Below are 14053 nucleotides of genomic sequence, written 5' to 3'. Positions count from 1 at the left end.
CGTCCCCTCTGCGTCCGTCGCGGATACGCTAAGGTGGCCTAGCCGCAGATCCCCACCTGGTTCTGACGAACGAGGTGCAGGGGCACGGGCGGAGACGTCTGTCGCGCTGATTAGTGCGTTGAGCCCGGATGTTTTCCGAAGCGGCTCGCAACGTGATCGATGAAACTGCGCAGCGTTTGCGTCGGCGGGCGTGTCGCAGCGAACAGAATATGCAGGGCGCGCGTGGGCGTTTCATAATCGGGCAAGACCTGCACCAACCGACCTGCCGCGAGGTCGTCCGCCAGGATCAGGTTGGCCTGCAGAATGATGCCTTGCCCGTCCAGCGCGGCTGCCTGCAGCACACGCGCGTCGTTCACCTGAAACCTGCTGCGCACCCGGACCTTGTGAACCTGCCCCTCCTTGTCGAAGCGCCATTCGGAGAATGACTGCCCGGAGGCGAAGACGAAGCCGAGGCAGTCATGCCCAACCAGGTCCGCAGGCGTTCGTGGCGTGCCCCGGGTGGCAAGATAGCTGGGTGAGGCGCATGCGATTAATTGGTAGGGAACGAGCGCGCGGGAGGTAAGTTCGGAATCCTTGAGCGGCCCGAGGCGGATGACGGCGTCATACCCTTCTCCCACCACATCGACGTAGCGGTCGGTCAGGTCGAGTGCGATCTCGACCTGCGGGTAGATCCGCAGAAAGCCCGATATGAGGGGCGCGAGGGCGATGCTGCCGAAGGTCACCGGCGCGCTGACGCGCAACCGTCCGCGCGGGGTGGTGCTGGACTCGCGGGCGGTGGCTTCCGCCGCCTCGACCTCGTCAAGCACCACGCGGCAGCTCTCATAGAAAGTCTGTCCGATTGCGGTCAGGCTCTGGCGCCGGGTCGATCGTTGGAGGAGCTGCGCACCAAGCCGTTCTTCAAGGAAGCTCACATGCTTGCCGACCATCTGGGATGAGATACCGAGTGCGGTCCCCGCCGCGGTGAAGGAACCGAGATCCGCTGCTTTCACAAAGACAGCCATGCTGGTGAGACGATCCATCATTCCAAACTGCCGGTTTCAAATCATGAAAGATTTCGTCTCCTAATAACTCTGGTGCGTCAACCTATCTGTTTCTCAGTCGCAGACGATCATACCGACCAGGAGACGAGAATGCCTTTCTTTATCGCAATCATGGCACATCCAGACGGAGATGGATGGAACTGTCACCTCGCTGCCCATGTGGCCTACCTCAAGGACCTCGTCGCGGCGGGCCGCTTACGGGCATCCGGCCCCCTGATTGGCACGCCGCACCGATCCGGCTTTCTGATTTTCACCGTTCCTGATCGCGCTAAAGTCGAGGCGCTCGTGGCAGCGGATCCGTTCGCCGTCGCGGGTCTCATCGAGAACGTGACGATTACCGAATGGGACCCGCTCTTCGGTGCTTTCGCGGCGGAGTCTTCCGGGCATCTCCCCGGGCTCCAAGCCCCTTTGCCGTTGGAGGTCTGAACGATGCGCGAATTCTACGAACTCACGACACTGGCGTTTCCACTTCTTTCTGCGTCGGAGGTTGCGAAGGCTGCGCGGGTCTGGGTCTCGATGCCCGATGCCGCCGGCACCCTGTTGGGTTGCTGGCGCACGGAGATTGGCCCACTCGGACGCATGCTGATCTTGCGCCGCTTCGATGACGCAGACGCCCTGCAACGGGAGCGGCACCGCGCGCTATCGAGTGCCAATCCGTTCAACGCTGGCGGCGTGATAACGGCGCTGGAGATGGACAGCTACAGCCCCTTTCCCTTCCTGCCGCCGGCGCGAGCCGCCGCCCATGACGCGGTCTACGAATTCCGTACCTACAAGCTAAAACCTGGAGGCCTTCCGCCGACGCTCGCCGGCTGGGAAGCCGCGATCGCGCCGGCTCGGGACTACACGGCGCACCTGATGATCAACATGTATGCACTCGACGGGCCGCCCCGGATTACCCACGTCTGGGGGTTCGATAGCCTCGCACAGCGTGCAGCGTTGCGAACCGCCGCCTACTCCGCGGGAATCTGGCCGCCGAAGGGGGGGCCGGAAAACATCCTCGAGGCGATTTCGGTCATTGCACTGCCCGAGGGCGAGTGAGCTAACCACTGCTTTCGGACGGGGCGCCGAATGCACGCAAACCGATAGCTTACGGCGAAGCCGTGGTAGTGAGTACGGGTCGGAATATCCGCTTTGCCCTGAGCAGCCATTCGCCCCGCGGATCAGAACACGCAGGATGCGAGCGAAGCGGACCTTGGTCTTGATCAGGCGCCGGCCTTGCGAGGGCGTTTGAGCGTCAGAAGCTCGGTGACATCCTTCAGTTCTTCTGCCGACGAGATGCCGATCTTCAGCCACTTGCCATCTCGATATGTCTCCGCCTCATCATAAAGCGCCATGAGGCGGGGACTCAGGCTATCGCGCCGCGCCTCAACCTTCTCCCGCTCTGCCCCTCCCAACACGACTACGGCAGAGAAGGCCCGGTATTCGGGCAGGAACGTACAGAACGCCTTGGATTTCTTGTAGCGCAGGGACCAGCCGTGCTTCTTGCCGCCATAAATCCAATCGGGAGTGAAAACGCCGGGATATGTTACCTTGATCCAATCCCGCAACGTGACCCACTGCTTGAACGCGTCCGGCCCCATCCAGTCGCGGATAGTCGTATCGTCTGGCGGCGCTGATTTGTCGGTGATCCGGCTTCCGGCCTGGGGCGAATATTCCATGCAGCAATCCCTCGTCGCCGTGAGAGCATCGCAAATTCAACAAGGATGGGAAAGGGTTATGAACTCTCGGTGGGCGTCGCACCGGGAATGGTCAGCAAAGGAGTAGCATCCTGCCGCCCGCGGCCTTTTACACATCGGGCTGCAAGACGGCGGTTCTCCGCGTTGTTTGGTGGCGAGGCGGTGATCGGCGGCAATATCGCGCCATAGAGGGCAATCGGCGGCAAATGGCGGACCGGAGACGAAGAAGCGGAGAACAACATCTACGCTATAGCCTCCAAAACTAATGCGATAGGCAATGGCGCAAAAGCGGTGCAGTCAGACGGCTACAACAACATTCAAAGACGATCTCCTTCATCGTTGCAGAAAGGCCTATCATTTCGCCGTACCGGTCCTCGGCGTTTTCGTTCCAAACCCGTGTCTGATGGCGCTTTAGCTTGTCTCTATTAGGCGCTCAAAGACGCTCTCCACGTCGTCGAGAAAAGCACTCCATTCCCCGTCTTCATCTATGCCGACAATGCGCAGCAGGAAGAGTCCCTCGACTGCCAGCAGGGCGACCCGGGCTGCCTGGGCATCGCTCGTTCCACCGCCCAGGCGCTCGAACATGGAGCGGTACCACTGGCGGGTTTCCATGATGTTTTGCGGGTTCTGGATGTAGGCGATCATCAGCCCGGCCATCTTGGCGTTCATGGCCGCCTGCGAACTGCGCATGACCTTGATGTACTTTCGGACCAGATCGGCCGGCGGAACGTCGTCGATTTCACCCAGAAGTTCATCGAACCCGTGCGTCCATCTTTCGATCAGCGCGCGGACCAGGTCGTCTTTCGATGAGAACGAGTACTGGACGCCGCCTTTCGAGATGCCGGCTGCCCTGGCCAAGGCATCGATGGTCAGGCCGGCTGCGCCTTCGCTGCGAACGATCCCTTCCGCGATTTCGAGCAATCCCTCACGCGTGATCATCGGTTTTCTGCCCAACGCCTCGCTCCTCCATCACCGACAGTTATTGAAATCCATACGTATGTATTTATATTAGCGAGCGCAATCCTTGTTCAGGTGAATGATGCCGTCCGCTTCTCTCCCAGCCAACCGCTGGTTTGTCCTCGTTGCTGTCATGCTGGCCTTCCTCCCGGTCGTCCTCGACATGACAATCCTGCATGTCGCCGTCCCGACGCTGACGCAATCGCTGAATGCTTCCGGCACCGAAGTGCTGTGGATCATCGACATCTACCCGCTGCTCATGGCAGGGCTTCTGGTCCCGATGGGCACGCTCGCAGACCGGGTGGGCAATCGCAAAATCCTGCTCATCGGCCTTGTCACCTTCGCGGTTGCCTCGGCATTCGCCGCCTTTGCGCAAAGCCCCGCCATGCTGATTGCCGCGCGCGTGCTTCTGGCTCTGGGCGGCTCGATGATCATGCCATGCGTGCTGGGCCTTATCCGCAAGACCTTCGAAGATGAGGGCGAGCGCGCCATGGCCCTCGGCCTTTGGGGCATGGTCGGAGCCGCCGGCGCCGCGGTCGGGCCGCTCGTCGGCGGCGCGCTTCTGGAGCACTTCTGGTGGGGCTCGGTCTTCCTGGTCAATGTGCCGGTCATGCTGGTGGTCGCCCCGGCCTGTTATCTCCTGCTCCCGCGCATCGAACAGACGACGCCCGGCAAGTGGGCGATCGGCCAGGCGCTGCTGCTGATCGCCGGCATGATATCACTCGTCTATGGCATCAAGGCCGGGTTCGGCGGCAAGCAGCCTCTGCCGATCATAATCCTCGTCCTTGTCTTCGGCCTTGCGGCTCTGGCGCTGTTCGTGCGCAAGCAACTTCGCTCGTCCAAGCCGATGCTGGACCTGTCGCTCTTGTCTCATCCCGCGATCGTCGCCGGCCTGATCATGGCCCTCGTCGCATCGGGCGCGCTGGCCGGCGTCGAGCTGACGCTGGCGCAGGAATTGCAATATGTGCTGGTCAAGACACCGCTGCAGGCCGGCATTTTCATGATCCCGATCATGGCGGCGGCAGCCATAGGCGGCCCAGTCGCGGGCTATCTGTCCAACCGGTTCGGATTGCGGCTGGTCGCCACGCTTTCGCTTGCGATCTCGGCAGGTGCGCTGGCGTTTCTCGCGCAAAGCGACTTCCACGATCCGGGTTTCCTTGTTCCGTTCGCGCTTGCCGCTCTCGGGCTCACGCTCAGCATCGCACTGACGGCCTCGTCGATCGCCATCATGGGTTCCATTGATGCCAGCAAGGGCGGCGCTGCGGGCTCGCTGGAGGCGACGGGTTATGAGCTGGGCACCGGTCTCGGGATCACCCTCTTCGGCGTCTTCATGTCGAGGGCATATAGTCGCGCCATCGACTTACCCGCCAACCTGTCACAGGCCTTGGCCGACCAGGCCTCCCGCACGATCGGTGATGCCTATATCGTCGCCAGCGCGCTCCCGGGTGAGCAGGGCGCGCTCTTGATCGAGGCCGGCAAGGCTGCCTTCACCCAAACGCACACGGTCCTCCTGACGACGGCTGGCGTGGTGATCGCGGCGCTGGCGGTCGTGATATTCTTCACCCTCGCCGGGTATCGCACAGTGTCCACTGCACATCATTGACAGGCTTTCCCAGAGTATCGGACATGCAGATCATTGAAACCGAGCGCCTGATCCTCAGGCCCTTCCGGGAGGGCGACGCAGCGGATCTCTTCGCTTATCTGCGCGCGCCCACGGCCCGCTGCTTCCTCTCACTCACGCTGGCAGATCTGGCCGAGGCTGAGGCGAAGGTCAGGAAACGCGCGCTCGACGAGGGCTGCGTGGCGATATGCCTGAAGCAGACCGGTCAGGTCATCGGTGATCTGTTCGGCGGGGGTGGAGAGGGTGAGGAGGACGAGACGGCCTCGGTCGGCTGGAACCTCAATCCGCAATTCGGTGGTCAGGGATATGCGTTCGAAGCCGCAAGGGCCCTGCTCGACGATCTTTTCCGGGCAAAGGGCTTTCGCCGAATTTATGCCTATGTCGAAGATCACAACAAGCCCTCGCAGCGCCTCTGCGAAAAGCTTGGTATGCGCCGGGAAGGCGTGTTCATCGAGTTCGTATCATTCACCAATGACGATGCAGGCAATCCGATCTACGAAAACACCATGCAATACGCCATCCTGCGCCGCGAGTGGACGTCTGGTGCTACAGCAATTGGTCAACCGCTTGGCATGACCGGCGTCGCAGGCGCCGAGACGTCGAGCAGTGGCACATAAACGGCGGTGTTTGACGGGGTGGGTATAGATTAGGCGACGGCGGTCGGCAGCTATATCGCACTACAGAGGACAATCGACGAGGTTTGGCGGGCCATGCCCGATGAAGATGAGCACCATGCCTACTCAATAGCCCTCTAAAAACAAACGTTGCGTATTCCGGTGATGGGCTATTTTCTAAACGGTTAGGCCTTGAGGAAAGTGGTCGGTCGACTGCCGGAGAGCCAATATGCCGAAGCGACCATTAGGTTGCCTATGGTGATGCCGTTTTCAACCAGAGTCGGCCCTTCCCGAATGCCCCCCGATGACCGCTCTGGATTAGAGCCGCCGTACGCGCGGCGAACCTTTATGACAGCCGCAGGGCCGCCGCTCCAATCGCGATGATGAAGACGCCTACCACTTTGGCCGTGCCGACTCTCTCGCGGAGGAACAAGGCGGCAATGGCGACACCGAACAGGATCGAAGTTTCGCGCAACGCCGCTACTACGGCCACCGGCGCCACGGTCATCGCCCAGAGCGCCAAGCCATAGGAACCGATTGTGCCGGCTCCGCCCACTAATCCAAGTTGCCAATTCTGTCGGCCGTAGTGGAGGAATGCCCGGTGTCGCGTCGCGAGCGTCCATCCGCCCAACACGAGTCCGGTTAGCAGAAATATCCACAAGGTATACGAGGATGGCGCTCCTGAGCGCCGTACGCCGATCCCGTCGATCAGCGTATACCCGGCGATGACGATGGCGTTGCCAAGTGAGAGGGCAACCCCGGCTTTGCTCGCCTGTCGCGCAGCACTCGCCATGCTGAGGATACCTATGCAAATGGTGCCGACGCCGAGCCAAGCGGATCGCGATAACGGCTCGCCCATCAGGGCGAGGCTAGCCAAGGCAACCAACAGCGGTGCCGTTCCGCGCATCAGCGGATAGGCGAGGCTCATGTCGGCCACACGGTAGGTTCGTGCCACGAGCACGAAATAGGCAACCTGCAAGATCGTCGATACCGCTATGAACGGCCAGCTTGCCGGCAACGGGCGTGGAAGAAATGGCAGCCCTGCCACTGCGATCAGGGCTGCAGATGCCGTTACGAGTATCGTGGTAAGAAGAGTGTCGCCGCCCCGCTTCACGATCGCATTCCATGAGGCGTGGAGGGCTGCGGCTAGCAACACGATAGCAAAGACGGTCATGCTCATTCAGCTATCGATAAAGGTCTGCGCCGCGCCTGTCTGTGGAGAAATCCCGCCAGTTGGGATGCACGGGCTTTTCTCTAGACTCGATCGCTTTGGTGGCTGCCGTCACCGGCAGCAAACCTAGTTTCCCGAAAATGGAACGACCTCAGACCATTGAATTTTCGCGCAGGTGTTTGGATGCGGTGCTCCTCGCCGGCGACGCGGCGCACATCCGTTCCCCTCGGCGGCCAAAGCCGCCTGGCGCTGGACGCCATCAGCCCAAAGTTAGAGCACGGATCGATCCGCGTGCTGAATTCGGACATACGAATGTCCCTTAAGGGTCGCGTCGTTCGCTGTAGGAACGGCAGGAAAGCTTCGCTCCCGATTCCGCTATGTCTATGTCCGACGCTGATCAAGGCGAATGAACCTGTGGCGTGTGACCGGGGGTGTTTGGCGGGACCCTGATAAGCACCGCGTCTACTCCGTAGCCCATTATAGCCCAACTAAACAGGCACTGCCTGGATCCTTTGCCGAGATCGGCCGCGAAACAGATGTCGGCTGTTGACCCGCCGCGGCCAAGTGAGCAACAGAGCCGATTGTCAATCTAATAGACACCCGGCTGTCGCACCGACAACCTCCAGCTTATTCATATAGGCACAGAGCATGTCGGCCATGGCATTGGCAAATGTGCTGATCTCGGCATCCGTTCTGGACGTTTCGGAAAATTCCTTTGCGACCGCGGTCATCGTTGTGATGACTAGGTCGCCGGCCAGTCGCCGGGTCGCATCCGAAGCGCCCGGAAGCATTTCTCGCATGAACATTTCAACGATACGGTCACCTTCGGAATGGATCTCCTCTGCCTCGGGAGCATCCCGATAGAGCGGTGCGGCATCGTCCAGGGCGACGCGAAGCGCCGCTTCCTCCACCTCGGACCGGACGAAGGAATGGACCAGAGTTCGCAGCCGGGAGAGCGGCGGCATTGCGGGATCACCAAGGATCGTACCCCACTGCTCAGTCGTCTGTCGCCATTCGTCGGCCTGCAGCCGGAACAGGATCGCCGCCTTGTTCGGGAAGTATTGGTAGAGCGACCCGACGCTGACACCAGCCTTCTCGGCGACCCGCGCGGTGGTGAAACGCTGCGCTCCCTCTGTCGCCAGAACCTGAACAGCGGCCTCTAGAATCGCCGAGACCAGCTCGGTCGAGCGAGCCTGCTTGGGCTGTTTTCGCGAGGAAATTCTTTGGGTTGTGCAATTTGCCATGGGGTGCGCCTGGAATGCGATTAGAAAATGCGACGAAACAATCGTATTTTGATTTCCAAGACGGAACAACGCTTTTTAGACAGGACGCTCAATGACCACCCTAGACACCGCGCCGGTCGCGCTCCTCCTGGATCGGCTGTTCGCACAAGCCGATGCGGCGACAAGCCCGGCCATGGCTGCCCTCTCGCGTGAAGAGCGGGACCGGTTGATGCACAGCAAGACCGAATACCTTCACTTCTATGGGATAATGAAGGATCTGTGGCTGCCGGTCTCGCGCGAAACCGGAACGCTGCTCTACATGCTGGCCCACAGCATAGGTGCCCACAACATCATCGAATACGGCGCCTCCTTCGGCATATCGACGCTGCATCTGGCAGCGGCGCTGCGCGACAATGGCGGCGGGCACCTGATCACCAGCGAGTTCGAGCCCTCGAAGGTGGTGCGCGCCCGCCAGCACCTGACGGAAGGCGGCCTGATCGACCTGGTGGAGATCCGGGAGGGCGACGCCCTCAAGACGCTGAGCACCGGCTTGCCCGACAGCGTCGACCTTCTGCTGCTCGACGGGGCGAAGGCGCTTTATCCCGACATCCTGGGGCTGGTGGAAAGCCGCCTAAGGCCAGGTGCGCTTGTTGTCGCCGACAATGCCGATTTCTGCCCGGAATACCTGCAGCGCGTGCGTGCCCCGGGCGGCGGCTACATGTCGGTGCCGTTCGCCCAGGATGTCGAACTGTCGATGCGGGTGGGCTGAACCATGGCCCACCCTCGCCACAGTCTTTTCGATGTCACGGCCGAACGGGTCGAACTGGTGACGCCACATATGAAGCGAATCACCGTCGACGGCAGTTCCCTGCCGTCCTTCCGGCCGGGCCTGCCTGCCCAATGGTTGAAGGTCTTCGTGCCAGGCGCTGCCACGGGACGCGCCTATACGGTCCGCCGCTTCAATCGGGTGTCGAAGAGAATCGAGCTCGACTTCGTGCTGCATGGCGACAATGGTCCGGTCTCGGCCTGGGCGGCGCGTGTGCAGCCGGGCGAGGCCTTCAGGATCAGCGGCACGCACCCGCGCAGCGGCGTTGCCGCAGCCCCCGCAGCGTCACGCATCCTGCTGTTCGGCGACGAAACCGCGCTCCCCGCAGTTGGAAGCATCCTCGAAACGCTCCCGGCCCACGCACGCGCAGAGGCCTTCGTCGAAGTCGCCGATGCCAGCGAGGAACAGGCGATCGAGAGCTCCGCCGGGGTTTCCCTGACTTGGCTGCATCGCGGGGACGCCACGAACGGCGCCAGTCTGGAGGCAGCTGCGCAGGCGCTCGGTCGGCCGCCCGCCGACACCATCATCTGGATCGCGGCGGAATCGTCCACGGTAGCGGCACTTCGCAGACTGGCCCTGTCCGAATGGGGCGTCGACCGCTCGCGCCTCCATGCTGCCGGCTACTGGAAGCGCGGCGAAGCCAATCACCGGGACGAGGACGGCTCGTCCTGACCCTGAGGGCGCGGCCCGGCACCAAAACCGAGTTCTCGAGGAGAGAAACCATGCATGTATTCGTAACCGGAGCTACCGGCCGGGTCGGCTCGGCCGTTGTGGGCGAGATGTCCGCGTCGAGCGCCCGGAGCCGCGAAGCCCTTGATAGGCGGCCTGCCGGGCCGACGCTTTTCGCCGACCTCCACCAGCATGGCTACCACGCCCGTTAAGGTGTCGAGCCCGCAAATGCCTGGGCATGGCGCATGCCGGGGCCGTACGCGTTTACGTCAGTCAACGCACCCATCACCCCTTCGCGAAGAGTGCGTTCCTATGACCGACATCAAACAACCCGATCTGGCCTATCGCCGCGTCGTTGCCCTGACGGTGGCCCTGTTCCTCTCCTATCTCACCGTCGCCATGTCTCTGCCCGCCGTGCCGGTGCATGTTGTGCAGGGGCTCGGCCTCGACAACGCCTGGGGCGGCCTGGCGGTGGGCATTGCCTTCCTATCGACGATCCTGACGCGCGGCCGCGCCGGCACGTGGACCGACCGGATAGGTGGCAAGCTGACCATGCAGCGCGGTCTTCTGATCTATGCTGCGGCGGGGCTGATCTGCCTGGGGGCGGCCTGGCCCGGACTGCCGGTAGTCTGGAGCTATACAGTGCTGATCCTTGGCCGACTCGTGCTTGGCCTCGGCGAGAGTGTCGCCATGGTCGGCATGATGGGCTGGGCCATCGGCCTGATGGGCCAGACCCGGTCCGGCCGTGTCCTCTCGTTGGTCGGCATGGGGATGTACGGTGCCTTCGCAGTCGGCGGACCGCTTGGCCTGGCGCTGCTGAACCGTCTGGGATTTGCCGGCCTGATGATCGTCTGCACCGCGCTGCCGCTAGTCGGGCTGGCGATGATTATGCGGCTTCCGGCGGCGGCCCCTCATGCCGGGCCGCGGGAATCCTTCTGGCGGATCATCGGGCGTATCTGGCGTCCAGGCGCCGCCGTCGGCTTGCAGGGCGTTGGCTTCGCCGCGCTGGGCGCTTTCTTCTCGCTCTATTTCCTCAGCCACGGATGGCCCCATGCGGGCTTGGGTCTCACCTTCTTCGGTGTCGGATTCGTCCTGATGCGGCTTGCCTGCGGCCATCTGCCCGACCTGATCGGCGGTACGCGCGTCGCCGTTCTGTCGCTAATCGTTGAGGCCTGTGGGCAATATCTGATCTGGCTCGCGCCTGGGCCTTATGTGGCGTTCGGCGGTGCGCTGCTGACCGGCCTTGGCTGCTCGATGGTGTTCCCGTCCATGGGAGCCGAAGTGGTCAAGCGCGTGCCGCCGCACCTACGCGGCACGGCGACCGGCGGCTTCGCTGCCTTCCAGGACTTGGCCTATGGACTGACCGGCCCCGTGGTCGGCCTCCTGGCCGACCGCTCGGGATATGCGCCGGTGTTTCTGATCGGCGGTGTCGCCGCGACGCTCGGCATCTGGATGGCGATGTCGTCAGGCGCACCCGCGTCGGCACGCGTGACCGCTCACGAAGAGCAGTTGCCTGATTGACATGATCTCACGCGCAGCTCGGATGCCGGGCATCAGAGCTGCGCGCCTGGCTACGATCTCGAAAATCCGCCGCAAACGCCAACGGGTTGTGGTCGAAGATCAGGTCGCCTCAACCATCAATTGTACTGCATCCGCTGTCCCGCTTGGTTTGGTGTGTTAGAACGCTCTCTGCATGCCAATCGCCGGGAAGCGATCTACTTTATTGATAATAAAAGAAATAGACGCTCATTTAATGCGGCAATCGGCGGTGAATGGCGGGCCGCGCCGGAACCGGATGAGAACTACGTCTGCGCCATAGGCCTCCGAAGCACGACAATTGAGTGATAGTCGCCCTTGGCTACGAACCTGTCCGAAGCGTCGATCCACGCAACTGACCCGTGTTCGAACTGCCGGCGCAGATGGCTACCATCTGGCCGACGATACGCGTAGCTGTTGTCAGGCATCGAGTGGCAATGGAAGAGATATTTTTCGCTTTGTGCGAAAGTGGCCAAAGCTGCACGAGCCAAATTCTAGAAGGACGGTGTAGAAATTGTATATGAGCGGGCCGCAGTCTCCTGGGGCGAAACCGGAGCGAACATCTCCGGTTGGGCTAGAGCAGTACATCAGCGGGACCACGTTGATCAGTAGCGACGGACCGGCGTGGAAAGACGTCTTCGTGCAGGTCTTCTCCCGCAATCGCGTTCAACAGCCTTTCCTGGTTCCCGCTGTCGCTGAGCCGCTCATCGTCTGGATCACGTCGGGCAGTGCCACCGTCGAAGAGCGGGAACTTGGTGGTGAATGGACAGCGAACCGCGTCTGTGTCGGCGATTTCTTCCTGACGCGGTCGCCTGCTCCCTATGAAATGCGCTGGCAGGCCGACGGTGATCGGCCATTTCAGGTGATGCACCTCTATGTCTCCATCCCGCTGTTCGAAAAGATAGTACGAGAACTGCTGGGCAAGGTCGGCGGCAATGTCACCTTGAAGGATGTCTCCGGTGCTCGCGACACGGCGCTCTCGCATATCCTGAGCCTTCTCTATGGGGAACTGGCCGCCGAAAATGGCGGCAGCGTGCTGTTCGTCGAAGGACTGGCACAGAGCTTGGCCGTGCATCTCGTGCGCCACTATGCAATTAAAGATACGGAAGCGCGTGCCCCAAATGCCTTACCCGGCTCGAAACTGCGGCGGGCTATTGCCTTCATGGTTGCCCGGCTTGATCAGCCCTTTGATCTCAACAGCCTGGCGCATGAGGTGGGAATGAGCCCGTTCCATTTCAGTCGGCTCTTCAAGAAATCGACCGGGATGGCACCCTCGCGGTATTTCATTCGGCAGCGCGTCGCTAAAGCGCAGCAATTGCTGCAGGAAACCGACACCAGCATCATCGAAATCGGAATGACCGTCGGCTACTCCAGCCCCAGCCATTTTGCGCAGGTCTTCCGCCGTGAGGCGGGTCTCTCGCCCACCGACTATCGCCGAGGCTGAGGTAAATCGAGCTTGCCGATTGCGAATTGAGCAATATCCCGACAGCCTCGGCAATGCGCCGAGAGATAAAAAAGCCGGGGTTTCATAGAGTTCTCCCTGTCGAACGCGAACGCCTTTCCACTCTTGGACGGGTTCGCAAGCAACAAGGAGACGAGCCGTGACGAATATCAATGGAAAAGCCGCGCTGATTACCGGCGCATCGAGCGGTATCGGCGCAGCGACGGCTCTCAAGCTGGCTGCCAGAGGCGTCAAGGTCGGCATCGCGGCCCGGCGTATTGATCGCCTCGACGCACTGAAGGCCGAGATCATAAAAGCGGGCGGCGACGCTCTCGTGATCGAAATGGACGTGGTCGATCCGGCCAGTGTCGAAGCGGGAGCCAAGAAGCTGGCCGATACCTACGGCTCGATTGACATTCTCTTCAACAATGCTGGCCTGATGCCGCTTTCCGACGTTGACCAGCTCAAGATCAGTGAATGGCATCGCATGGTCGATGTTAACGTGAAGGGCTTGCTCAACACGACGGCGGCCGTGCTGCCGCTGATGATCAAGCAGCATTCGGGCCACATCTTTAACACCTCGTCGATTGCCGGTCGTAAGGTCTTCAAAGGGCTTTCGGTCTATTGCGCGACGAAGCACGCAGTGACCGCTTTCTCCGACGGCCTGCGCATGGAGGTCGGGCAGAAGCACAACATCCGCGTCACCTGCATCCAGCCCGGTGCCGTCGCCACCGAGCTCTATGACCAGATCACGGACCCCGGCTACCGCCAGCAGATGGAAGACCTCACCAAGCAGATGACCTTCCTGCAGGGCGCGGATATCGCCGACACGATTCTGTTTGCGCTCCAGGCACCGACCCACGTCAACGTCGCGGAACTCTTCGTTCTGCCGATCGATCAGGGCTGGTAAGGCCCACCCCATACACTGGGGGCGTCCACCTTCCCGTCGTTGACGGGAAGGTCGGCGGTCAAGGAACCGCACCATGACGGAATTGCCAGCCTCGCAGGCTTGTCGCCGATGGATGATCCAGCTGGCTCCACCATCGATCGGCTGCATCATTGCCCTTGGGATCACAGCTACAGCACCCTGAGATCATGCTGAAATGGGGACAAGGAGGAGGATTTGCAGTATTGGGCGGTAATTTGTTCGTAAAATTAGCCTTTTGGGTGAATTTGGCGGGCCGCACCCGACGATGATGAGCACTATGTCTACGCTATAGCCCTCTAACGCCGCCTTGGCATTGGATGTCACCTGCGCATTTGGTCGAATTTCATGCCG

At 61.5% G+C, this 14053-nt stretch carries 14 protein-coding genes; 9 read left to right on the top strand and 5 right to left on the bottom strand.

Going from position 1 to position 14053, the window contains the following annotated elements; genetic code table 11:
* Positions 1-110 precede the first annotated feature (110 nt).
* On the bottom strand, positions 111-1022 hold the full coding sequence (locus V5F78_RS10565; RefSeq protein ID WP_394068276.1) for a LysR family transcriptional regulator: 912 nt from the start codon (positions 1020-1022) through the stop codon (positions 111-113).
* Between the two features lie 108 nt (positions 1023-1130).
* Here V5F78_RS10565 and V5F78_RS10560 point away from each other — a divergent pair, with 108 nt between their 5' ends.
* Positions 1131-1466 carry a YciI family protein gene (locus V5F78_RS10560; RefSeq protein ID WP_394068277.1) on the top strand — a complete coding sequence of 112 codons (336 nt, stop codon included), beginning with the start codon at positions 1131-1133 and terminating at the stop codon, positions 1464-1466.
* 3 nt (positions 1467-1469) lie between these two features.
* Entirely contained in the window at positions 1470-2078 is a 609-nt protein-coding gene (locus V5F78_RS10555; protein ID WP_394068279.1) for an NIPSNAP family protein, read from the top strand.
* Positions 2079-2242: 164 nt separating this feature from the next.
* Here V5F78_RS10555 and V5F78_RS10550 read toward each other — a convergent pair whose 3' ends face one another.
* Together V5F78_RS10550 and V5F78_RS10545 are read right to left on the bottom strand one after the other, a co-directional pair.
* Positions 2243-2698: a DUF3788 domain-containing protein gene (locus V5F78_RS10550; RefSeq protein WP_394068281.1), complete on the bottom strand. Its 456-nt coding sequence runs from the start codon at positions 2696-2698 to the stop codon at positions 2243-2245.
* Positions 2699-3127: 429 nt separating this feature from the next.
* A complete protein-coding gene (locus V5F78_RS10545) occupies positions 3128-3655 on the bottom strand; it encodes a TetR/AcrR family transcriptional regulator (RefSeq protein ID WP_394068283.1) in 528 nt (175 codons plus the stop codon).
* Between the two features lie 151 nt (positions 3656-3806).
* Between V5F78_RS10545 and V5F78_RS10540 the strand changes: the two genes are divergently transcribed.
* Together V5F78_RS10540 and V5F78_RS10535 are read left to right on the top strand one after the other, a co-directional pair.
* Positions 3807-5276, top strand: a complete 1470-nt coding sequence (locus V5F78_RS10540) for an MFS transporter (RefSeq protein ID WP_394068284.1) — start codon at positions 3807-3809, stop codon at positions 5274-5276.
* 23 nt (positions 5277-5299) lie between these two features.
* Complete coding sequence (locus tag V5F78_RS10535) at positions 5300-5911, top strand: GNAT family N-acetyltransferase (RefSeq protein ID WP_394068286.1); 612 nt, start codon at positions 5300-5302, stop codon at positions 5909-5911.
* A 343-nt stretch (positions 5912-6254) separates the two neighbouring features.
* Here V5F78_RS10535 and V5F78_RS10530 read toward each other — a convergent pair whose 3' ends face one another.
* Together V5F78_RS10530 and V5F78_RS10525 are read right to left on the bottom strand one after the other, a co-directional pair.
* Entirely contained in the window at positions 6255-7088 is an 834-nt protein-coding gene (locus V5F78_RS10530) for an EamA family transporter (protein WP_394068288.1), read from the bottom strand.
* Positions 7089-7663: 575 nt separating this feature from the next.
* Positions 7664-8323, bottom strand: a complete 660-nt coding sequence (locus tag V5F78_RS10525) for a TetR/AcrR family transcriptional regulator (RefSeq protein WP_394068290.1) — start codon at positions 8321-8323, stop codon at positions 7664-7666.
* Between the two features lie 91 nt (positions 8324-8414).
* On the opposite strand from V5F78_RS10525, the gene V5F78_RS10520 reads away from it, so the two are divergent.
* From V5F78_RS10520 to V5F78_RS10500, 5 genes are all read left to right on the top strand, one after another.
* Positions 8415-9071 (top strand): O-methyltransferase, encoded by a 657-nt coding sequence (locus V5F78_RS10520; protein ID WP_394068292.1) that lies wholly within the window; start codon positions 8415-8417, stop codon positions 9069-9071.
* Between the two features lie 3 nt (positions 9072-9074).
* Complete coding sequence (locus V5F78_RS10515; RefSeq protein ID WP_394068294.1) at positions 9075-9800, top strand: siderophore-interacting protein; 726 nt, start codon at positions 9075-9077, stop codon at positions 9798-9800.
* A gap of 309 nt (positions 9801-10109) precedes the next feature.
* Positions 10110-11318 carry an MFS transporter gene (locus V5F78_RS10510; protein ID WP_394068296.1) on the top strand — a complete coding sequence of 403 codons (1209 nt, stop codon included), beginning with the start codon at positions 10110-10112 and terminating at the stop codon, positions 11316-11318.
* Between the two features lie 535 nt (positions 11319-11853).
* Positions 11854-12777, top strand: coding sequence for a helix-turn-helix domain-containing protein (locus V5F78_RS10505; protein WP_394068298.1), 924 nt, complete (start codon positions 11854-11856; stop codon positions 12775-12777).
* A gap of 157 nt (positions 12778-12934) precedes the next feature.
* Entirely contained in the window at positions 12935-13684 is a 750-nt protein-coding gene (locus V5F78_RS10500) for an SDR family oxidoreductase (RefSeq protein ID WP_394068299.1), read from the top strand.
* Positions 13685-14053: the final 369 nt, after the last annotated feature.

It is taken from the genome of Roseixanthobacter glucoisosaccharinicivorans, assembly GCF_043195095.2.
Taxonomy (GTDB): Bacteria; Pseudomonadota; Alphaproteobacteria; order Rhizobiales; family Xanthobacteraceae; genus NCEH01.
This window is presented reverse-complemented; position numbering and strand designations above follow the sequence as displayed.

Excerpts from the sequence above, each read along its gene's own strand:
- V5F78_RS10560 (WP_394068277.1), top strand. The coding sequence starts at position 1,131 with ATGCCTTTCTTTATCGCAATCATGGCACATCCAGACGGAGATGGATGG.
- V5F78_RS10515 (WP_394068294.1), top strand. The coding sequence starts at position 9,075 with ATGGCCCACCCTCGCCACAGTCTTTTCGATGTCACGGCCGAACGGGTC.
- V5F78_RS10535 (WP_394068286.1), top strand. The coding sequence starts at position 5,300 with ATGCAGATCATTGAAACCGAGCGCCTGATCCTCAGGCCCTTCCGGGAG.
- V5F78_RS10520 (WP_394068292.1), top strand. The coding sequence starts at position 8,415 with ATGACCACCCTAGACACCGCGCCGGTCGCGCTCCTCCTGGATCGGCTG.
- V5F78_RS10555 (WP_394068279.1), top strand. The coding sequence starts at position 1,470 with ATGCGCGAATTCTACGAACTCACGACACTGGCGTTTCCACTTCTTTCT.
- V5F78_RS10545 (WP_394068283.1), bottom strand. The coding sequence starts at position 3,655 with ATGATCACGCGTGAGGGATTGCTCGAAATCGCGGAAGGGATCGTTCGC.
- V5F78_RS10530 (WP_394068288.1), bottom strand. The coding sequence starts at position 7,088 with ATGAGCATGACCGTCTTTGCTATCGTGTTGCTAGCCGCAGCCCTCCAC.
- V5F78_RS10550 (WP_394068281.1), bottom strand. The coding sequence starts at position 2,698 with ATGGAATATTCGCCCCAGGCCGGAAGCCGGATCACCGACAAATCAGCG.
- V5F78_RS10505 (WP_394068298.1), top strand. The coding sequence starts at position 11,854 with ATGAGCGGGCCGCAGTCTCCTGGGGCGAAACCGGAGCGAACATCTCCG.
- V5F78_RS10540 (WP_394068284.1), top strand. The coding sequence starts at position 3,807 with ATGCTGGCCTTCCTCCCGGTCGTCCTCGACATGACAATCCTGCATGTC.
- V5F78_RS10565 (WP_394068276.1), bottom strand. The coding sequence starts at position 1,022 with ATGATGGATCGTCTCACCAGCATGGCTGTCTTTGTGAAAGCAGCGGAT.
- V5F78_RS10510 (WP_394068296.1), top strand. The coding sequence starts at position 10,110 with ATGACCGACATCAAACAACCCGATCTGGCCTATCGCCGCGTCGTTGCC.
- V5F78_RS10525 (WP_394068290.1), bottom strand. The coding sequence starts at position 8,323 with ATGGCAAATTGCACAACCCAAAGAATTTCCTCGCGAAAACAGCCCAAG.